Source organism: Pseudomonas sp. M5A4_2d, from assembly GCF_053345295.1.
The window spans coordinates 271,470-290,053 of sequence record NZ_JBKEZW010000007.1 but is presented as its reverse complement, the minus strand read 5'-3'; the positions used below and the strand labels follow the sequence as shown (position 1 = coordinate 290,053).

Here is an 18,584-nt window from a genome sequence, read left to right as displayed (position 1 = left end):
TAGAGACGACTTTTCAGACCGGCGCAAAATTAAATGTGGGAGCGGGCTTGCTCGCGAAAGCGGTATATCAGTCAATTCTTCGGTGACTGACACTCTGCCTTCGCGAGCAAGCCCGCTCCCACATTTTGATTTTCATCGGTCTCAGGTTCAGCGGTAAGCCGTCGCAATCCCTTCGCGCTCGGTCAAGCACTCCGGTGCGCCCATCTCGAATTCGCGACAGATCAGCGGGCGTCGCTCGTAAATCGTGCACATCATCGTGTCCCGATCCAGCGCCGCGCACCAGCCGTCATCCAGGCGCAGCATCACTTCGCCGCCCCAATCGTCGGTATCGATATAACGCTCCGGCACGCCCGTGTCGGTGATCAGCATGACTTCCAGCTGGCAGCAACAGGCCGCGCACGTCGAGCAGGTGACGGCGGGTTCGGTGATTTGAGTGTGCGGGATGTTAGTCATAGGCGCGCAGTGTAAGGCAAGCGCATCAACAGCGTGTGATTGCACTGACGGACGTCAGTGCCCGAGTTGCCGTGCGATCCAGTGCATCACCGGGAACAGGATCGCCCAAAGCAGGCCCAGGCCGATCATGGTCGGCACAGTGCCGTACCCGAAACTCACACCGGCCAATTGGCTGCCGGCGTAATAAGACAACGGCCCGCCCATCGCACCTAATAAGCTGGCGCGCCACCAGGGCTGCGCGCTCCAGGCCAGGCAATGGCGCAGCGTGGTCGCCAGCAATGCCCACAGCAGCACCAGCCAAAAAGGTATCAGTGGCCCCGGAAAGCTGAAGTGAAAGACGCCAAAGGTGCGCAGCGAGGTGTCGATGACGGTGCCCAGCAGGGTCACGGCGAGGATCACTTGCCCCTCCGCAGACCATGCACTTATCCACAGCAGGTGGATGGCCAGCACTGCGCCCGCTACCAGCAGCCATCGGCTGTCACCGCCCAGTACGCAGGCAAACCAGCCGCACTGGAACAGCACGGCATTCGCCAGCGGTTTAAGCACTGAAACGCCCGAGCAATGGCGGGTTGATGGCCGCCGGCTTGGCCAGCAGCAGTTGCGCGGTGCCAATTGTTCGTTCCATGAATCCGCCTTCGCAATAGCACAAATAGAATTCCCACAAGCGCAGGAAGTACTCATCGTAGCCCAGCTCTGCGAGGCGGCCATGGGCGCGACGAAAGTTCTCATGCCACAGGCGCAAGGTTCTCGCGTAGTGCAGGCCGAAGTCCTCCATGTGCAGCAGGTTCATGTCGGTGTCGCGGCTGACGATGTGCAGCATGTTCTGCACACAGGGCAGGGCGCCACCGGGGAAAATATAGCGCTGGATGAAGTCGACGCTGTTCTTGGCCTGCTCGAAGCGCTGTTCACGAATAGTGATGGCTTGCAGCAACATCAACCCGTCGTTCTTGAGCAAGTGCGCGCACTGTTTGAAGTAGGTCGGCAGGAAGCGATGGCCCACCGCTTCGATCATCTCGATGGACACCAGCTTGTCGTACTGGCCGGTCAGGTCGCGGTAATCCTGCAACAACAGGGTCACCTGGTCCTTGAGCCCCAAGGCCTCGATGCGTTTTTCGGTGTAGGCAAACTGTTCTTTGGACAAGGTTGTGGTGGTGACTTTGCAGCCATAATGCTGCGCCGCGTACAACGCCATGCTGCCCCAGCCGGTGCCGATTTCCAGCAAATGGTCAGTGGGTTTGAGCGCAAGCTTCTGGCAGATGCGTTCCAGCTTGTTCAGTTGCGCCTGTTCCAGGGTGTCGTCGGGCGTCAGAAATTGCGCGGCCGAATACATCATGGTCGGGTCGAGGAATTCTTCGAACAGGTCGTTGCCCAGGTCGTAGTGGGCGGCGATGTTTTTCTGTGAGCCTTTGCGTGTATTGCGGTTGAGCCAGTGCAGGCCTTGGGTGAACGGCCGTGCCAGGCGCGCCAGCCCGCCTTCCATGGCGTCGAGCACCTCCAGGTTACTCACCATCACGCGCACCACCGAAGTCAGGTCCGGCGTGGTCCAGTAACCGTGGATAAACGCCTCGCCGGCGCCTATCGAACCGTTGGCCGCCACCAGGCCCCATACCGCCGAATCGAGGATCTGGATTTCCCCCAGCAGGTGCGCTTCGCGTGCGCCGAACACTTGGCGTTCGCCGTCCTCGATCACCACCAACTGGCCGTGGCGCAGCTGGCTGAGTTGACGCAGCACCGCCTTGCGCAGCAGCGCGCTGGTCATGCCGTTGACGTTCAGGCGGTTGGTTTTGACCGATAAGCTAGGGGATTTCATGGCGGCGATCCTTGGTGTACCCGACTGCGGTGCGAGAGGCGCCATCGGCGGCCTGATGGGGAAAAATCGGTGTTCGTTTGAGCAATAGGCGCATGGCCTGCCAGTAAATGGCGAGGCAGGTTTTGGCGGTCATCCACGGAAAGCGCCACAGGTAGCGATGCAGGCTGGCGCGGTTGAGCGCTTCTTTGTGCAGGCTCAAGGTGGCGTCGAAGACTTTCAACTCGCCTTGCCAATCGGCCATGTGCACGCCGAGCTTGGCGGCGGGCGGGCTGAAGCTCATGCGGTATTCCAGGTCGCGCGGCAAAAACGGCGAGACATGGAAGGCCTTGGCCACGGCGAAGTGCTGATGTTCATCCGCGCCGAGGGCCTGGGCCGGCAGCACGTAGTGATAGCGCTCGCGCCATGGGGTGTTGGTCACTTCACACAGGATCGCGGCCAGTTGGCCATCGGCCTCGAAACAGTAGAAGAAACTCACCGGGTTAAAAGCCAGGCCCCAACTGCGGGCCTGGGTCAGCAGGCAGATAACGCCCTGGGGTGTACGCCCCAAGGCCTTGCCGACTTCCTGGCGCACGGCATCGCTCAAGCTCATGCCGTGGCGGGTAAATTCACGCAGGTAATCCTGCTGGCGAAAGCCGAAGGGCGCTAGCCAGCTGGTGCCGGCCAGCGGTGACAAGCCGAGCACTTCGTCTTGTTCGCTTAAATCCAGGTACAGCAGGCCGATGCGGTAGCGAAAGGCATGGGCCTTGGGCGCAAACCGGCGATGGGCGATCCAGCCGCTGTACAGGGCGCTGTTCACAGGGTTTCTCCAAAGGCTTGGGCCACGCGCAATGCGCTGACCACGCCGTCTTCATGGAAACCGTTGGCCCAGTAAGCGCCGCAATAAAACGTATTGCGCGCGCCGAGCAATTCTTCCCAGCGCCCTTGGGCGTCCACAGCGGCAAGGCTGTATTGCGGGTGGGCGTAGGTGTAGCGCGCGAGGATTTTCAGCGGGTTGATCATCGGCGTCTGGTTCAGGCTGACGCAGAAGGTGGTGGTGCTGTCGATACCTTGCAGGATGTTCATGTCGTAGGTGACGGCGGCCTGGGTTTGCGCATTGCCGGTTAGCCGGTAATTCCAGCTGGCCCAGGCCAGTTTGCGGTCCGGCAGCAGGCGCGTGTCGGTGTGCAGCACCACATCATTGTCGGCGTAGGGCAATGCGCCGAGGATCTCTTGTTCGGCCTGGCTCGGGTCGGCCAGCATGGCCAGGGCCTGATCGCTGTGACAGGCGAACACCACGCGATCAAATGTTTCGCTGCCGGCAGGGCTGTGGATAACCACGCCGTCGTCTGTGCGTTCTACTTTATGCACAGGGCAATTGAGGCGGATCTGCTCGCGAAAACTGCGTGTCAGCGGCTCGATGTAGCTGCTGGAGCCCCCTTCGATCACGCACCACTGTGGCCGGTTGCTGATCGACAGCAAGCCGTGGTTCTTGAAGAAACGCACAAAGAATTGCAGCGGAAACCCCAGCATGTCGGCCAGGGACATCGACCAGATCGCCGCGCCCATCGGCACGATGTAATGCCGGATAAACCGCGGGCCGTAACCGCCGGCTTCGAGGTAGTCGCCGAGGGTCATGTGCGCGCTGATCCGCTGCTCTTGCAGGTCCAGCGGCGCTTGGCGGTTGAAGCGCAAAATGTCGCGCAACATGCCCCAGAACCCAGGCGACAGAATATTGCGCCGTTGCGCAAACAGGCTGTTGAGGTTGTTGCCGTTGTACTCGAACCCGGCATTCTGGTCACACACCGAAAAGCTCATCTCGGTGGGCTTGAACTTCACACCGATCTGCCCAAGCAGGCGGATGAAGTTGGGGTAGGTCCAGTCGTTGAACACGATAAAGCCGGTGTCCACCGCATAGCTTTTGCCCTCCACGGTGACGTTGACCGTGTGGGTATGCCCGCCGATCCGCTCGCCCGCTTCGAACAGGCTGATGTCATGGCGGCGGCTGAGCAGGTACGCGCTGGTCAGCCCGGCGATGCCGCTGCCGATAATGGCGATCTTCACAGTCTGTCCTTCTGCGGCGGAGGGCTGCGCAGCATGCGTTTGCCGATGATCAGTTGGACGCGGTTGGGCAGCTTCGACAGCGGCCACAGGGTGGCGATAAACAGCGCGGGAAAGGCGATTTCCAGCGGGCGTTTGCCCAGCTTGGCAAAGATATGTTTCGCGGCCTTGTCGGCTGACCAGCTCAAGGGCATCGGGAAATCGTTGCGCTCGGTCAGCGGTGTGTCGACGAAACCCGGGCTGATGACCGTGACGTCGATGTTCTCGGACGACAGGCTGATGCGCAGGGATTCGAACAGGTAGCGCAGCCCGGCCTTGGACGCGCCATAGGCTTCGGCACGTGGCATCGGCAGGTAAGTCACGGCGCTGGCCACGCCCACCAGGTGCGGTGATTGCCCGGCGCGTAACAGTGGCAGCGCGGCTTCAATGCAATAAGCGCTTGCCAGCAGGTTGGTGCGCACCACGTGCTCGACGATGGAGGCGTCAAACTGCCGGGCGTCCACGTATTCACAGGTGCCGGCGTTGAGGATCACCGTGTCCAGTGAGCCCCAAACCACGCTGATGTGCTCGCCAATCTCGCGCACGGTCTGGCTGTTGGTCAGGTCGCCGGCCACCACCAGCACTTGTCCTGGATAACGTTGGGCGAGTGCTTCCAGCGGGCCTTTTGTGCGCGAGCTGAGGGCTACGTGGGCGCCGCTGTTGAGCAACTCCACGGCCAGCGAGGCACCGATGCCACTGCTGGCGCCGGTCAGCCAATATCGGCGGGGCGGTGTCAGGCTCATCCCATTCTCCTTTTCAGCCAACGGACTGCGGGGCCGAGTATTGGCAGGTGTTCATAGAGCAAGGCACCGGCATCGAAATAGTCACGATGGCGGTACACCTTGTCGCGCCACATCAGGTGTGAGCAGCCTTCCACGCGTATCACTTTTCCGCGGTTCAGCCGCGGGTGGCAAAAACTCATTTTCCAGCGCAAGTAGCCTTCGCCTTCGGCCACTTGGTCGAAGCCGTGAAAGTCGAAACGCAGCTGGCTGACATTGCTGTACAGCTCGGCGAAGTAGCGGTGCATCGCCGGTAAGCCATGCACTTCATGCAGCGGGTCGGTAAAGGCGATGTCCTTGCTGTACAGGCCGTCGAGCAGGTGCAGGTTGTGCTTGTCCAGCGTCGCAAAGGCCTGGGCGAACCGGGGCAGGAAGTCACTCATGTAAACCTCCGACCGCTTCGCGCGAGGGCAGGCTGCGGAAAGCGGCCAAGGCCCGTTCACGGGATTGCTTCAGGTCTACAATCGCGCGCGGGTAGTGCGCCACACCGAACAGGCCGCCGACGGCCTCGGGGTTGTGCACTTCCTTTTTATTCAGCGCGGCCAGTTCGGGTAGCCAGTGCTTGATGAACACGCCTTCACTGTCGAATTTTTCCGACTGGCTCAGCGGGCTGAAAATTCGGAAATAGGGCGCCGAGTCGGTGCCGGTGGATGAGCTCCACTGCCAGCCACCGTTGTTGGCCGCCAGGTCGCCGTCGATCAGGTGACGCATGAAAAAACGCTCGCCCTCGCGCCAGTCGATCAGCAGGTTCTTGGTCAGGAACATCGCTACCACCATGCGCAGGCGGTTGTGCATCCAGCCGGTTTCCAGCAATTGGCGCATGGCAGCGTCGATGATCGGCAGGCCGGTGCGCGCTTCCTGCCAGGCGGCGAGGTCTTTGGGCGCGTCGCGCCAGGCCACCGCTTCGGTTTCGGGACGGAAGGCGCGATGGCGCGAGACCCTTGGATAGCCGACCAGGATATGTTTGTAGAACTCGCGCCATAGCAGCTCGTTGATCCAGGTGATCGTGCCCACATCGCCACTTTCGAACTCGCCCTGGTTGGTCTGCAAGGCGGCATGCAGGCACTGTCGCGGTGAAACCACACCGGCAGCGAGGTAGGCGGAAAGCTGGCTGGTGCCGGGTTTGGCCGGAAAGTCGCGTTCGTCCTTGTAGTAGCTGATCTGCTGGTCGGCGAAAGCGTCGAGACGGCGTCTGGCTTCGTCCTCACCGGCGGGCCAGAGCGCCCGCAAGGTTTCGCTGGGTGGCTGGAACCCTTCAACCTGCGTGGGGACGGGGTCGCTTTTTACGTGCGTTTTGGCTTGGGCTTTTGGCGTTGCTACCAGGCGCGGGAGGGCGCTGTGCAGGCGGCTGTAGCAGACTTTGCGGAACTGGCTGAAGACCTGGAAGTAGGTGCCGGTTTTGGTCAACACACTGCCGGGTTGGAAAAACAGCTGGTCCAGATAAGGGTGGAACGTCACGCCGTCGGCTTCCAGGGCTTTGGCTACGGCGGCATCGCGGCGGCTCTCGTGGATGCCGTATTCCTCGTTGACGTGCACTGACTCAATCGACAGTTCCCGGCACAGCGTGCTCAGCACGGCGGGGGCCTGGTCCCAGGTCGCGGCGGTGCGGATCAGCAAGGGAATGTTCAATGCGCCGAGCGCCTGGCTCAGGTGCTGCAGGTTGCGCAGCCAAAAGTCGACTTTGCAGGGCGCGTCATCGTGGGCCAGCCATTGTTCGGGGCTGATCAGGTACACGGCAACGACCGGGCCTCGCTGGCTCGCGGCGGCCAGGGCGGTGTTGTCGTTCAGGCGCAGGTCGGTGCGCAGCCAGATCAAATGCATTTAAAGAAGTCCACGCTGGATCAGTATCTGATGGGCCGACAACGGGTCTTCGGCCACGAACAATTCAGGGGTGTCACGGGTTAATACGGCTAACTCGGCCTGGTGGATGCATACCGTTGGTCCGGCAATCAATGTTGTGCAACTGACGCCGCCCAGCAGTTTCGGGAGTGAAGGCAGGTGCAGGGCCTTGCTCGAGTACAGCAGCACGGCACGCGGTTGCAGGTGTTCCACGGCCAATGCCAATTCACCGGCCGGCAAAGGCCAGTCGAACACTTCCACTGGGCAATCGGCGCTGCTGGCGAGCCACGCGCTGAGCCACAGGTGCGGCTCCAGTGGCAGGTCGGAGTGGTTGACCAGCAGCAGCGGGGCGCCTTGCAGTTGGCGATTGTTGTGGTAGATCCGCGCGCCGAACTTGCTGCGCAGCCATGACAGGAAAAACACCCGTTCCATCTGCGCGCCGAATTGGCCCTGCCAGCGTTGTTCGAGCTCTTGCAGCAGCGGTAGCATCAATTGCTCGCACAAGGTACGTGGCGGGTAGAGCGCCATGGCCTGGTTGAACGCGTCGTCGACCCGGCGCTCGGCCAAGTCGCTGATCGCGGTCACCAGGTTCTGGCGCAACGCGTGCCATTCGTTTTCGACGGTGTCGGGGCTGATTTGGGCGGTGTCGATAAGGTTTTTTACCTGGCTGACCGGTACGCCGCGGTTAAGCCAGGTGAGGATGGTGTGGATGCGTTGCACGTGCTCGGCGCTGAACAGCCGATGACCTTTGGGCGTGCGCTGGGGCACGATCAAGCCGTAGCGGCGTTCCCAGGCGCGCAGCGTAACGGCGTTGACGCCGGTCTGGCGTGCCACTTCACGAATCGGCAGCCAGCCGTCTTCGAGGGCTTGGGCGATGTCTTCGCCAGGTTCGTCTTGCGGGGCAGCGTTCATGAGGTGCTTTTCATGGGTTAGATCGCATTGCGTAGGCTGAGGTTTTCCGGGTGCGGTTGCAGGTAGGCCTGCTGCGCGATGTAGCGGTCCGGGTGTTGGCGAAAGTGGTGTTTGAGCAGAGTAAGGGGCACCACCAGCGGCACGATGCCGTGGCGGTACTGGCCGATGACCGTTTGCATTTCCTGCTTGTCGTCGGCGCTGATGGCCTGCTTGAGGTAGCCGCTGATGTGTTGCAGCACATTGGAGTGGGTGCCCCGGGTGGCGCATTTTTTCAGGCCGATCATCAGTTCGCTGAAGTAACCGGCGGCCAACTCATCAAGGTTGATGCCCTTGCCCATGCTGCCCAGCAAGTGGCCAAGGCTTTTGTAATGCACGGGGCTGTGGGCCATCAGCAGGTATTTGTAGCGCGAGTGAAAAGCCAGCAGGCGGTGACGCGTCAGGCCTTCGGCCAGCAGCTGTTGCCAGCTGGCATATACGAATACGCGGGTCAGGAAGTTTTCCCGCAATACCGGGTCATTCAGCCGACCGTCTTCTTCCACCGGCAGGTTGGGGTGGCGTAAACAAAATGCCTGGGCGTAAATGCCACGCCCGCCGCCCTCTACTGGCGTACCGTTATCGCGGTAGACCTTGACCCGTTCCAGGCCGCACGAGGGCGATTTTTGCATGAAGATGTAGCCGCACAGGTCGGTATGTTCCGCAGCCATTTGCTGGCCGTAATCGTCCAACGGCTGCGTCACATTGAGCTCACGGCGCACGCTGCCGACGGCTTGCGGGTGGTCAGGGTCGCCCACCAGGCGGATCGGTTCGCGGGGGATGCCCAGGCCGATTGCGACTTCGGGGCACAGCGGCACAAACTCGAAGTAGTCGGCCAGGGTTTGGCTGCACAGCAGGGATTGTTTGTGTCCGCCGTTGAAGCGCACGTTCTCGCCTAACAGGCAGGCGCTGATGGCGATCTTCGGTTTTCCAGTGCTGGACATGTTCAAACCTCTCCGAGATTCCTGTACACACAGTTAAGCCTGTACAACTGGATCTCATCATAGGTTTGATGCTGTACAAGTCAATTATTTTGTACAAGTTTTTGCGGGCAGGCTATTTCCAGCCGATTCGCCACACTTCAGCATTTTGCAGGGTTTGCCAGGCCAGGCGTTCGGTGCGCTCTGTCATGACGGCTTGCAGTTCGATGTCGAGCACGGTGCCTTCTTCATCACGAAACAGTTCGGTGACCAAGAAGTGTTTCTCTTTGTTGCGTGGGTGCGCTGCTGTCCATTTCGACAGCAGCAATTTGGCTGGGTTGATGCGATTCATTGCAGGTGCTCGATCAAACGTCGCGCGGCTTCCTGGCCGCTGAGCCACGCGCCCTCGACCCGGCCGGACAGGCACCAGTCGCCACACACATACAAGCCCAGGTCAGCATCGGCCAGTACACCGAACTCATGGCTGCTTGAAGGGCGTGCGTAGAGCCAGCGATGGGCCAGGCTGAAGGACGGTGCGGGCATGGCGCTGTGCAGTAATTCGGCGAAGGCACCGTGCAGATGTTCGATCACCGCTTCCTTGGGCAGGTCCAGATGCGCCTTGCTCCAGGCACTGGTGGCGTGCAGTACCCATGTGTCGAGGGTGGTGTCGCGCCCAGGTTTACTGCGGTTTCGCGCCAGCCAGTCGAGGGGGCTGTCTTGCACGAAGCAGCCTTCCATCGGTGTATCCAAAGGTTTGTCGAAGGCCAGCGCAATCGCCCAGGTCGGGTCCATCTTCACCCCGGCGGCAGCACTCGCCAGCTTGGGCGCAGCGGCCAGCAGCGCGGTGGCTTGTGGTGCCGGGGTGGCGATGACCACATGGCTGAATGGGCCGTGATTGCCACCGTCCGCGTCCAGCAGGTTCCAATGCTGTTTGCCTTGGAACACTTCGGTGATGCGGCAACCGAACTCCACCGGCAAGTCGTCGAGCAGCGCGCGGGTGATGGCGCTCATGCGCGGCGTGCCGACCCAGCGGATCTGTTCATCGGGGGAGGGCGTGAGCTGGCCGGACTTGAAGTTGTACAGCTGCGGTTTCCACTGTTCAGCCCAGCCGTTGCTTTGCCAGCGTTGCACTTCGTTGACGAAGCGCCGATCGCGGGCGGTGAAATATTGCGCGCCCATGTCCAGCGCGCCGGCATCGCTGCGCTTGCTGGACATGCGGCCGCCACTGCCACGGCTTTTATCGAAGAGTTGTACAGCGTGCCCCGCGTCTCTTAACGCTCGGGCGGCGGAGAGACCGGCGATGCCGGTGCCGATGATCGCGATGGGAACAGTCATGGGAGGCCTCGTTTTACCGTTGGGTACAGACTACGCCGACACCAATAGCTGTACAATATTGTTTTTTGGTATAAGTTTTGGCGTACCTGTTCTTGTGGCGTGACCTATGGTTAAAGCTGAGGCTTAAACCAACGTAACGCCCCCTTACATAAAATCCCTGCTTATAAAATAGACTAGCGATGGGCGGCAAACGTTACATGAGGAGGAACCCATGCATATTTTGCTGACCGGCGGTACTGGCTTGATTGGTCGCCAACTCTGCCAGCACTGGCTTGCCCAAGGGCATCGCCTGACTGTTTGGAGCCGTGAACCGGGCACCGTGGCCAAATGGTGCGGTGATGAGGTGTTGGGTGTAGGCCGCCTGCAGGACGTGACAGGTCCCCTGGATGCGGTGGTCAATCTGGCCGGCGCGCCCATCGCTGATCGTCCGTGGACGAAAAAGCGCAAGGCCTTGTTGTGGAGCAGTCGCATCAGTCTCACCGAAACGCTGCTGGCGTGGATGGAAGGCCTGGCGCAAAAGCCGGCGGTGCTGATTTCCGGCTCAGCCGTGGGCTGGTATGGCGACGGCGGCGAGCGCGAATTGACCGAAGCCAGTGGCCCGGTGCTGGACGACTTCCCCAGCCAGTTGTGCATCGCTTGGGAAGAAACCGCGTTGCGCGCCGAATCCCTGGGTGTTCGCGTGGTGCTGGTGCGCACCGGCCTGGTATTGGCGGCGCAGGGCGGCTTTTTGTCACGGCTGCTGCTGCCGTTCAAACTGGCGCTGGGCGGGCCTATCGGCGATGGTCGGCAGTGGATGCCGTGGGTACATATCAAAGATCAAATCGCCCTGATTGATTTTCTTCTGCACAAGGGTGACGCCAGCGGTCCTTATAATGCTTGCGCTCCGCACCCGGTGCGTAACCGCGAGTTCGCCAAGACCCTGGGCCAGGTGTTGCACCGCCCGGCGTTCATGCCGATGCCGGCGTTTGCATTGAAGGTCGGGCTGGGCGAGCTGTCCGGGTTATTGCTGGGCGGGCAGAAGGCAGTTCCCGAACGGCTGCTGGCTGCCGGTTTCACTTTTCAGTTCACTGAGTTGCACGCGGCCCTGGAAGACTTGTCCAGCCGCCTCTAGAGATAGGATGTTGCATGACGGATCACGCGTTGTTACTGGTCAACCTGGGTTCACCGGCGTCCACTTCGGTGGCCGATGTGCGCAGCTACCTCAATCAGTTCCTGATGGACCCTTATGTGATCGACCTGCCGTGGCCGGTGCGGCGTTTGCTGGTGTCGCTGATCCTGATCAAGCGTCCGGAGCAGTCCGCGCATGCTTATGCCTCGATCTGGTGGGACGAGGGCTCGCCGCTGGTTGTACTGAGCCGTCGCCTGCAGCAGCAAATGACGGCGCAGTGGACCCAGGGCCCGGTGGAACTGGCGATGCGTTACGGCGAGCCGTCCCTTGAAACCACGTTGACGCGCCTGGCTGCCCAGGGCATCGAAAAAGTCACCCTGGCGCCGCTGTACCCGCAGTTTGCCGACAGCACCGTGACCACGGTGATTGAAGAAGCCAAACGTGTCGTGCGCGATAAAAAGCTCAAGGTGCAGTTCTCGATCCTGCAACCGTTCTACGATCAGCCGGAATACCTCGACGCGCTGGTCGCGAGCGTCCGGCCGTATGTGGAACAGGATTACGATCATTTACTGCTGAGTTTTCACGGCCTGCCCGAGCGTCATCTGACAAAGCTCGACCCTACCGGCGGGCATTGCTTTAAGGATGCCGATTGCTGCAAGAACGCCTCGCCCGAGGTGCTTGCCACTTGTTATCGCGCGCAATGCTTCAGCGTTGCGCGTAACTTTGCCGCGCGCATGGGGCTGCCGGAGGGCAAGTGGTCGGTGGCCTTCCAGTCGCGCCTGGGCCGGGCGAAGTGGATTGAACCCTACACCGAAGCACGTCTGGAAGCGCTGGCCCAACAAGGCGTGAAAAAGTTGCTGGTGATGTGCCCGGCATTTGTGGCGGACTGCATTGAGACGCTGGAAGAGATTGGTGACCGCGGCCTGGAGCAGTTCCGCGAAGCGGGCGGCGAGGAGTTGGTGTTGGTGCCCTGCCTCAATGACGACCCGCAGTGGGCAGCGGCGCTCAGTACACTGTGTGAAAGAGCGCCGTTGGCACTGTAATCAGATTGTCGAAACGGTAGAAGTCAAATGTGGGAGTCGGGCTTGCCCGCGATAGCGATGCATCAGCCACTGGAAGTATCGACTGACAAATCGCCATCGCGGGCAAGCCCCGGCTCCCACATTGTTTTGTAGTGTTTACTCGTGGTGGGGTTCGCCGAGGAAGGTCAGCGAGGTGAACAGCCCCCGTGTCGCCACATCAGCATTGTCTTTTAGCGGCAGCTCCACTTGCGCGGCAATCACATTCAAACCTTCATTACGCACCAGCACTTGGGCCCGCCCGTCTTTGTCGGTCTCGGTGCTCAGGGTGTTCGGCGCATTGCGATAGTCGCCCACCAGCTTGATCCCCGCCGCTGGCTTGCCATCCAGCAGCACCCGCACGGGCAGTGACCTGCCAGGTCCTACCGTCAGCGGATCAACTTCCGGCAGGATCAACAGCTTGATCTGATCCAGCTTCGGCAACTTCGCCCCCGGCTGGTAAATCGCCAGGCTGTACTTGAAGGTCTGGGTCGACTCAATCGCCCCGGGCACTTTGCTGCGGCCCTGGTTGATCCACTTCTTGTCCGCCGTCTGCGACCACATCCCGTTATCCAATGCGACGGCTAAAACGGCGGGCGATTTCAGCGGCTGCAGGCGCGCGTGGTCGGCTAGGCGCTCCACGGTCACCGGGATCATCTTGCCGCTGGCGTCATAGGCCCAGGCGCCGCTGATTTTCTGCGCCTTGAAGGCGTTATCTTCCGCGCCGTGGCCATAGATAACCTCGATGTTGCCGCGTCGTTGTTCGGTCCACAGGCCGTGGGCCGAGACCTGGCTGGCAAACAATAAGCCGAGTACGGCCAGGGATTTGAAGGCTTGCATGGAGACGTCCTTTTACAGGTTGAGGGTCAGGCTGACGGTGACGTTGCGCGGCTCGCCGGGGTTGACCCAGTAATTGCTGTAGGAGCGCTCGTAGTACTTTTCGTCGAATAGGTTGTTGAGGTTCAGGCCCACGGTGACGTTGTCACTGGCCTTGTAATGGGCGAGCAGGTCGACGGTGTGGTAGGCGGGCAGTTTGAAACGACTACCTGCCTCGCCGGAGCGATCGCCGACATAGGTGAAGGCCGCGCCCACGTCTGAGCCGCGCAACGCACCATTCTGGAATTCATACACCCCCAACAGGCTGCCGCTGCGTTTGGCCACGCCGAGAATTCGGCTACCCGTGGGGATGGCTTTGTCGCCCTTGGTCACTTCGGCGTCGATGTAGGCAAAGGCGCCGATGAGTCTGACGGCATCAGTCACTTGCCCGGCCAGTTGCAGGTCGAAACCCTGGCTGCGGGCCTTGCCCATGGCGCGGTCAAGGTCGGTGGCCGGGTCGAGTGCGAGGACGTTTTTCTTTTCGATATGGAACGCGGCGAGGGTGGCACTCAGGCGGTCGTCGAACAGCTCGCTCTTGATGCCGACTTCATAACCCAGACCTTCTTCAGGCTTGAAGGATTTGCCGCCGGCATCCAGGCCATTGTTCGGTTTGAACGAGGTTGAGGCGTTGGCGAATACACCGATGTGCGGTGTGAGTTGGTAAAGCAATCCTGCGCGTTGGGTCAGGGCATTGTGGGTTTGTCGGCTTTTGGCAGGGTGGCGGGTGAAGTCGTCGATGCTTTGTTCAAAGTGCTCAAAGCGCATGCCAACCATGCCGCGCAGGCGGTCGGTGAACACGACCTGGTCTTGCAGGTTCAGCGCCTGGCTCTTCACCTGTTCGAAGAAGTCGGTGCCGGAGCGTGCGCCGTCGGGTTTGGGTTGGCCATAGATCGGCTTATAGATATCGATGGGGTAGAGGCTGCCGCCGATAGCCGTCACGCGTTCCTTCTTGCGGTAGTCCTCGTATTCGGTGCCGATCAGCAGTTCGTGCTGCCAACTGCCGATGTCGAAAAGGCCGCGCAGTTCCAGCTGGGTGATGCTGTCGTGCCACCCGGTGGAACGTTCGCGGTAGCGGCGGTTGACGGTGTGCCCATCGGCGTTCAGCGCGCGGCTTTCCGACGCGTCGCCCCACAGGCTGCCTTGTTTGTAGTGGCTGGCGAGGCGCAGTTTCCAGGCGTCGTTGAGGTGATGTTCCAGGGTGGCTTGCAGGCGGTTGTTGTGGTTGCGGATGTTGCCGTCGTTGGGTTCGCCGAGGAAGGTCGAGCGGGACATGCCGTGGTTGGCGACAATGCCTCGGTCGAAGGTAGAGCTGTGGCGCACGAATTCGCTTTCCACCAGCAGGCTGGTATCCGGGTCCAACTGCCAGCTGAAAGAGGGCGCGACGAACACGCGCCTGGCGTCTACGTGATCGCGGAAGCTGTGGCCGTCTTCCACGGCCAGGTTCACGCGCGACAGCACGCGACCTTCGCTGTCGAGCGGGGTGTTCACATCCAGTGCTGTGCGATAACGGTCCCAACTGCCGGCGCTGGTTTGCACGGTGGTGAAGGCTTGCGGCTGCGGTTTCTTGGTGACGATATTCACGGTGCCGCCGGGATCGCCGCGGCCATACAGGCTGGCGGCGGGGCCTTTGAGCACTTCAATGCGTTCGATATTGGCCGCATCTGGTGTGCTTGGGTAGCCACGGTTGGCGCTGAAACCGTCCTGATAGAACTCCGACGTGGTGAAGCCGCGCACGCTGTATTCGTAAAGCGTCAGGCCGCCGAAGTTGTTTTGCTTGGACACTCCACCGGCAAATTCCAGGGCGCGTTCCACATGGGTGCTGCCCAGGTCTTTGAGCACCGTCGCGGGAATCACGCTGATCGATTGTGGGATGTCGCGAAGGGCCGTGTCAGTTTTTGTCGCGCTGGCGGAACGGGTGGCGCGATAGCCTTTGACGGGGCTGGTGGCGGATTCATAGTCGTCGCTGGTGACGCTGATGGTGTCCAGTTCAACGGCGTTGTCTTCGGCGTAAGCGGGGTCGAGCAATAAACCCAAGGCCAGGCCCGCCATGGGAGCAAATCTTTGAGACGGCATGATAGAGCGTTCCAATGTCTATATTGAAACAATATAACATACCCAATGAGAATGGATTTCTTTTGAAATATTAGGATACAGGAGCCCGTGAACGGGCTCCCAAAGCCCTTATTCCTCTTCTTTCACCGGGGCAGGTGGTGGGCGCAAGCCGATTTCCGCCAGCAGCTTGATCTCTTTGCCGTTGCGCATCACCTGGATCGCCACCTTGTCGGTTGGCTTGATCCGCGCCACCTGGTTCATCGACTTGCGGCCGTCACCGGCTGGTTCGCCGTCAATGCTCAGGATCACATCGCCCAATTGCAGGCCGGCTTTCTGCGCCGGGCCGTCTCGGAAGATCCCCGCGACCACGATGCCAGGGCGCCCGGTCAAGCCAAACGACTCGGCCAATTCCTTGGTCAACGGCTGCACTTCGATCCCCAGCCAACCGCGAATCACCTGGCCGTGTTCGATGATCGACTTCATCACTTCCATTGCCAGCTTCACCGGAATCGCAAAACCGATGCCTTGGGAGCCACCCGATTTCGAGAAGATCGCGGTGTTGATGCCGGTCAGGTTGCCATTGGCATCCACCAGAGCGCCGCCGGAGTTGCCCGGGTTGATGGCTGCGTCGGTCTGGATAAAGTCTTCGTAGCTGTTAAGCCCCAACTGGTTACGCCCGGTGGCGCTGATGATGCCCATGGTGACTGTCTGGCCGACACCGAACGGGTTGCCGATGGCCAGGGCCACATCACCTACGCGCAGCCCTTCAGAGCGGCCGATAGTGATCGAAGGCAGGCTTTTGAGGTCGATCTTCAGCACGGCGAGGTCGGTTTCCGGGTCGCTGCCGACCACGCGGGCCAGGGTTTCGCGGCCGTCGCGCAGGGCCACGACAATCTGGTCGGCGCCGGTGGTCACGTGGTTGTTGGTGAGGATGTAGCCTTCCGGGCTCATGATCACACCGGAACCGAGGCTGGATTCCATACGGCGTTGCTTGGGCCCGTTGTCCCCGAAGTAGCGGCGAAATTGCGGGTCTTCAAACAACGGGTGCGCAGGTTTGTTGATGACCTTGGTGGTGTACAGGTTGACCACGGCGGGCGCGGCGATGACGACAGCGTCTGCATAGGTCACCGGGCCTTGCACCACCGAATTGCTTTGCGGGGCCTGTTGCAGGTTCACGTCAAGGCTGGGTAAGCCCACCCACTGGGGATAACGCTGAATAATCAGCATCGCGATCAGCACGCCAGCCAACAATGGCCATCCAAAAAAACGCAGTGCCTTGAGCATCAAGTAAGTCCTGACAGGTTGCAGGGGGCGGGAGAGCGCCCATAATGTCGCGCATTATACGAGGCTGCGAGCGCCTCGGAACGGGATATTTAGGAGTCTTTTATGGCCGTGCCCCTTAGCACCCTGGTCGAGGAAGCGGACCGCTATCTCGGCAGCGCAAAAATTGCCGATTATTGCCCCAATGGCCTGCAGGTCGAGGGTCGTCCGCAGGTGATGCGCATTGTCAGCGGCGTAACCGCAAGCCAAGCCCTGCTGGACGCCGCCGTCGAAGCCAAGGCCGACTTGGTGCTGGTGCACCACGGTTACTTCTGGAAGGGCGAAAACCCGTGCATTACCGGCATGAAGCAGCGCCGCCTCAAAACCCTGCTCAAGCATGACATCAGCCTGTTGGCCTATCACCTGCCGCTGGATCTGCACGCGGATGTCGGTAATAACGTGCAACTGGCCCGCCACCTGGACATCACCGTTGAAGGCCCGCTGGACCCGAGCAACCCCAAAGTCGTCGGCCTGGTCGGCTCGCTGGCCGAGCCGTTGTCGCCGCGCGACTTCGCCCGTCGTGTGCAGGATGTGATGGGCCGCGAGCCGCTGCTGATCGAAGGCAGCGAGATGATCCGCCGTGTCGGCTGGTGCACGGGGGGTGGCCAGGGCTATATCGACCAGGCGATTGCGGCGGGTGTCGATCTGTACCTGAGCGGCGAAGCATCCGAGCAAACTTTCCACAGTGCGCGGGAAAACGACATCAGCTTTATTGCAGCCGGGCACCACGCCACTGAGCGCTACGGGGTGCAGGCGTTGGGTGATTACCTGGCTCGGCGTTTTGCCCTGGAGCATTTGTTCATCGATTGCCCGAACCCTATCTAACTAACTCCACAGAAGGAATGTGGTGCGGGCTTGTATGGGAGCGGGCTTGCTCGCGAAGGCGGCGTATCAGTCACACATACTCTGGTGACCCACCGCCTTCGCGAGCAAGCCCGCTCCCACATTCGACCGAGGCAGGCCTAACTCAGTGGCATATTCATATACCGTTTCGATCTAGCTGGCGCCCTGAATAGAAGAAGGTGCTGTGCTAGCATGCCCCGCTCGAACACGGCCCGCTGGCCGTCCATAAGATCGTTTTTCCGTGAGTAGCCATGGTCGACAAACTGACGCATCTGAAACAGCTGGAGGCGGAAAGCATCCACATCATCCGCGAGGTCGCCGCCGAGTTCGACAACCCGGTGATGCTTTACTCGATCGGTAAAGACTCCGCCGTGATGCTGCATCTGGCACGCAAGGCCTTCTTTCCGGGCAAACTGCCGTTCCCGGTGATGCACGTCGACACCCGCTGGAAATTCCAGGAGATGTACAAGTTCCGCGACAAGATGGTCGAAGAGCTGGGCCTGGACCTGATCACCCACATCAACCCGGATGGGGTTGCGCAGGGCATCAACCCGTTCACCCACGGCAGTGCCAAGCACACCGATATCATGAAAACCGAAGGCCTCAAGCAGGCGTTGGACAAGCATGGTTTCGACGCAGCTTTCGGCGGTGCCCGTCGTGATGAAGAGAAATCCCGCGCCAAAGAGCGCGTGTACTCGTTCCGCGACAGCAAACACCGCTGGGACCCGAAAAACCAGCGCCCGGAGCTGTGGAACGTTTACAACGGCAACGTCAACAAGGGTGAGTCGATCCGTGTGTTCCCGCTGTCCAACTGGACCGAGCTGGACATCTGGCAGTACATCTACCTGGAAGGCATCCCGATTGTGCCGCTGTACTTTGCCGCCGAGCGCGACGTGATCGAGAAAAACGGCACGTTGATCATGATCGACGACGACCGCATCCTCGAGCACCTGTCCGACGAAGACAAAGCCCGAATCGTCAAAAAGAAAGTACGTTTCCGTACCCTTGGCTGCTACCCGTTGACGGGCGCGGTGGAGTCCGAAGCCGAGACGCTGACCGACATCATTCAGGAAATGCTCCTGACGCGAACTTCCGAGCGCCAGGGCCGGGTCATCGATCACGATGGCGCAGGCTCGATGGAAGATAAAAAACGTCAGGGTTATTTCTAAG

General features: G+C 60.7%; 19 protein-coding genes. 4 read left to right on the top strand and 15 right to left on the bottom strand.

Annotated features, from left to right (window positions below; translation table 11 throughout):
* Nucleotides 1-147 precede the first annotated feature (147 nt).
* The 12 genes from ACLBW8_RS18400 to ACLBW8_RS18345 all read right to left on the bottom strand — a co-directional run bounded on the left by ACLBW8_RS18400 (nt 148) and on the right by ACLBW8_RS18345 (nt 10,157).
* Nucleotides 148-453: a YkgJ family cysteine cluster protein gene (locus ACLBW8_RS18400; RefSeq protein WP_016977069.1), complete on the bottom strand. Its 306-nt coding sequence runs from the start codon at nt 451-453 to the stop codon at nt 148-150.
* Nucleotides 454-507: 54 nt separating this feature from the next.
* Nucleotides 508-999 carry a DUF2878 domain-containing protein gene (locus ACLBW8_RS18395; RefSeq protein ID WP_064450613.1) on the bottom strand — a complete coding sequence of 164 codons (492 nt, stop codon included), beginning with the start codon at nt 997-999 and terminating at the stop codon, nt 508-510.
* Nucleotides 992-2,263 (bottom strand): class I SAM-dependent methyltransferase, encoded by a 1,272-nt coding sequence (locus ACLBW8_RS18390; RefSeq protein WP_447806001.1) that lies wholly within the window; start codon nt 2,261-2,263, stop codon nt 992-994. The genes ACLBW8_RS18395 and ACLBW8_RS18390 overlap by 8 nt, the downstream gene beginning before the upstream one ends.
* Nucleotides 2,250-3,059 carry a DUF1365 domain-containing protein gene (locus ACLBW8_RS18385; RefSeq protein WP_064450615.1) on the bottom strand — a complete coding sequence of 270 codons (810 nt, stop codon included), beginning with the start codon at nt 3,057-3,059 and terminating at the stop codon, nt 2,250-2,252. The genes ACLBW8_RS18390 and ACLBW8_RS18385 overlap by 14 nt, the downstream gene beginning before the upstream one ends.
* Nucleotides 3,056-4,303 carry an NAD(P)/FAD-dependent oxidoreductase gene (locus ACLBW8_RS18380; RefSeq protein WP_447806000.1) on the bottom strand — a complete coding sequence of 416 codons (1,248 nt, stop codon included), beginning with the start codon at nt 4,301-4,303 and terminating at the stop codon, nt 3,056-3,058. Before ACLBW8_RS18380 ends, ACLBW8_RS18385 begins: the two co-directional genes overlap by 4 nt.
* Nucleotides 4,300-5,082, bottom strand: coding sequence for an SDR family NAD(P)-dependent oxidoreductase (locus tag ACLBW8_RS18375; RefSeq protein ID WP_064450617.1), 783 nt, complete (start codon nt 5,080-5,082; stop codon nt 4,300-4,302). The genes ACLBW8_RS18380 and ACLBW8_RS18375 overlap by 4 nt, the downstream gene beginning before the upstream one ends.
* Nucleotides 5,079-5,501 carry a nuclear transport factor 2 family protein gene (locus tag ACLBW8_RS18370; RefSeq protein WP_064450618.1) on the bottom strand — a complete coding sequence of 141 codons (423 nt, stop codon included), beginning with the start codon at nt 5,499-5,501 and terminating at the stop codon, nt 5,079-5,081. Before ACLBW8_RS18370 ends, ACLBW8_RS18375 begins: the two co-directional genes overlap by 4 nt.
* Nucleotides 5,494-6,939 (bottom strand): deoxyribodipyrimidine photo-lyase, encoded by a 1,446-nt coding sequence (gene phrB, locus ACLBW8_RS18365; RefSeq protein ID WP_447805999.1) that lies wholly within the window; start codon nt 6,937-6,939, stop codon nt 5,494-5,496. The genes ACLBW8_RS18370 and phrB overlap by 8 nt, the downstream gene beginning before the upstream one ends.
* Nucleotides 6,940-7,869 (bottom strand): MerR family transcriptional regulator, encoded by a 930-nt coding sequence (locus tag ACLBW8_RS18360; RefSeq protein ID WP_447805998.1) that lies wholly within the window; start codon nt 7,867-7,869, stop codon nt 6,940-6,942.
* Between the two features lie 17 nt (nt 7,870-7,886).
* A complete protein-coding gene (locus tag ACLBW8_RS18355) occupies nt 7,887-8,846 on the bottom strand; it encodes a YbgA family protein (protein ID WP_064450621.1) in 960 nt (319 codons plus the stop codon).
* Nucleotides 8,847-8,958: 112 nt separating this feature from the next.
* On the bottom strand, nt 8,959-9,174 hold the full coding sequence (locus ACLBW8_RS18350; RefSeq protein WP_447805997.1) for a TIGR02450 family Trp-rich protein: 216 nt from the start codon (nt 9,172-9,174) through the stop codon (nt 8,959-8,961).
* Nucleotides 9,171-10,157, bottom strand: a complete 987-nt coding sequence (locus ACLBW8_RS18345) for an NAD(P)/FAD-dependent oxidoreductase (protein ID WP_221293892.1) — start codon at nt 10,155-10,157, stop codon at nt 9,171-9,173. Before ACLBW8_RS18345 ends, ACLBW8_RS18350 begins: the two co-directional genes overlap by 4 nt.
* Before the next feature lie 211 nt (nt 10,158-10,368).
* Here ACLBW8_RS18345 and ACLBW8_RS18340 point away from each other — a divergent pair, with 211 nt between their 5' ends.
* Nucleotides 10,369-11,268 (top strand): TIGR01777 family oxidoreductase, encoded by a 900-nt coding sequence (locus ACLBW8_RS18340; protein WP_447805996.1) that lies wholly within the window; start codon nt 10,369-10,371, stop codon nt 11,266-11,268.
* A 14-nt stretch (nt 11,269-11,282) separates the two neighbouring features.
* Nucleotides 11,283-12,308 (top strand): ferrochelatase, encoded by a 1,026-nt coding sequence (gene hemH / locus ACLBW8_RS18335; RefSeq protein WP_447805995.1) that lies wholly within the window; start codon nt 11,283-11,285, stop codon nt 12,306-12,308.
* Between the two features lie 135 nt (nt 12,309-12,443).
* On the opposite strand, the gene ACLBW8_RS18330 is transcribed toward hemH, so the two are convergent.
* The 3 genes from ACLBW8_RS18330 to algW all read right to left on the bottom strand — a co-directional run bounded on the left by ACLBW8_RS18330 (nt 12,444) and on the right by algW (nt 16,535).
* Nucleotides 12,444-13,163 carry a DUF4198 domain-containing protein gene (locus tag ACLBW8_RS18330; RefSeq protein WP_064450626.1) on the bottom strand — a complete coding sequence of 240 codons (720 nt, stop codon included), beginning with the start codon at nt 13,161-13,163 and terminating at the stop codon, nt 12,444-12,446.
* Between the two features lie 12 nt (nt 13,164-13,175).
* Nucleotides 13,176-15,272: a TonB-dependent siderophore receptor gene (locus tag ACLBW8_RS18325; protein WP_447805994.1), complete on the bottom strand. Its 2,097-nt coding sequence runs from the start codon at nt 15,270-15,272 to the stop codon at nt 13,176-13,178.
* A 108-nt stretch (nt 15,273-15,380) separates the two neighbouring features.
* On the bottom strand, nt 15,381-16,535 hold the full coding sequence (algW, locus tag ACLBW8_RS18320) for a Do family serine endopeptidase AlgW (RefSeq protein WP_064450628.1): 1,155 nt from the start codon (nt 16,533-16,535) through the stop codon (nt 15,381-15,383).
* Between the two features lie 102 nt (nt 16,536-16,637).
* Between algW and ACLBW8_RS18315 the strand changes: the two genes are divergently transcribed.
* Nucleotides 16,638-17,396 carry a Nif3-like dinuclear metal center hexameric protein gene (locus ACLBW8_RS18315; protein WP_447805993.1) on the top strand — a complete coding sequence of 253 codons (759 nt, stop codon included), beginning with the start codon at nt 16,638-16,640 and terminating at the stop codon, nt 17,394-17,396.
* A 269-nt stretch (nt 17,397-17,665) separates the two neighbouring features.
* Nucleotides 17,666-18,583, top strand: a complete 918-nt coding sequence (gene cysD / locus ACLBW8_RS18310; RefSeq protein ID WP_049710083.1) for a sulfate adenylyltransferase subunit CysD — start codon at nt 17,666-17,668, stop codon at nt 18,581-18,583.
* Nucleotide 18,584 lies beyond the last annotated feature (1 nt).

What these genes read in the sequence shown, in the direction of transcription:
- ACLBW8_RS18400 (WP_016977069.1), bottom strand. Translation starts at nt 453, where the DNA reads ATGACTAACATCCCGCACACTCAAATCACCGAACCCGCCGTCACCTGC.
- ACLBW8_RS18390 (WP_447806001.1), bottom strand. Translation starts at nt 2,263, where the DNA reads ATGAAATCCCCTAGCTTATCGGTCAAAACCAACCGCCTGAACGTCAAC.
- ACLBW8_RS18375 (WP_064450617.1), bottom strand. Translation starts at nt 5,082, where the DNA reads ATGAGCCTGACACCGCCCCGCCGATATTGGCTGACCGGCGCCAGCAGT.
- ACLBW8_RS18370 (WP_064450618.1), bottom strand. Translation starts at nt 5,501, where the DNA reads ATGAGTGACTTCCTGCCCCGGTTCGCCCAGGCCTTTGCGACGCTGGAC.
- phrB (WP_447805999.1), bottom strand. Translation starts at nt 6,939, where the DNA reads ATGCATTTGATCTGGCTGCGCACCGACCTGCGCCTGAACGACAACACC.
- ACLBW8_RS18360 (WP_447805998.1), bottom strand. Translation starts at nt 7,869, where the DNA reads ATGAACGCTGCCCCGCAAGACGAACCTGGCGAAGACATCGCCCAAGCC.
- ACLBW8_RS18355 (WP_064450621.1), bottom strand. Translation starts at nt 8,846, where the DNA reads ATGTCCAGCACTGGAAAACCGAAGATCGCCATCAGCGCCTGCCTGTTA.
- ACLBW8_RS18350 (WP_447805997.1), bottom strand. Translation starts at nt 9,174, where the DNA reads ATGAATCGCATCAACCCAGCCAAATTGCTGCTGTCGAAATGGACAGCA.
- ACLBW8_RS18345 (WP_221293892.1), bottom strand. Translation starts at nt 10,157, where the DNA reads ATGACTGTTCCCATCGCGATCATCGGCACCGGCATCGCCGGTCTCTCC.
- ACLBW8_RS18340 (WP_447805996.1), top strand. Translation starts at nt 10,369, where the DNA reads ATGCATATTTTGCTGACCGGCGGTACTGGCTTGATTGGTCGCCAACTC.
- hemH (WP_447805995.1), top strand. Translation starts at nt 11,283, where the DNA reads ATGACGGATCACGCGTTGTTACTGGTCAACCTGGGTTCACCGGCGTCC.
- ACLBW8_RS18330 (WP_064450626.1), bottom strand. Translation starts at nt 13,163, where the DNA reads ATGCAAGCCTTCAAATCCCTGGCCGTACTCGGCTTATTGTTTGCCAGC.
- ACLBW8_RS18325 (WP_447805994.1), bottom strand. Translation starts at nt 15,272, where the DNA reads ATGCCGTCTCAAAGATTTGCTCCCATGGCGGGCCTGGCCTTGGGTTTA.
- algW (WP_064450628.1), bottom strand. Translation starts at nt 16,535, where the DNA reads ATGCTCAAGGCACTGCGTTTTTTTGGATGGCCATTGTTGGCTGGCGTG.
- ACLBW8_RS18315 (WP_447805993.1), top strand. Translation starts at nt 16,638, where the DNA reads ATGGCCGTGCCCCTTAGCACCCTGGTCGAGGAAGCGGACCGCTATCTC.
- cysD (WP_049710083.1), top strand. Translation starts at nt 17,666, where the DNA reads ATGGTCGACAAACTGACGCATCTGAAACAGCTGGAGGCGGAAAGCATC.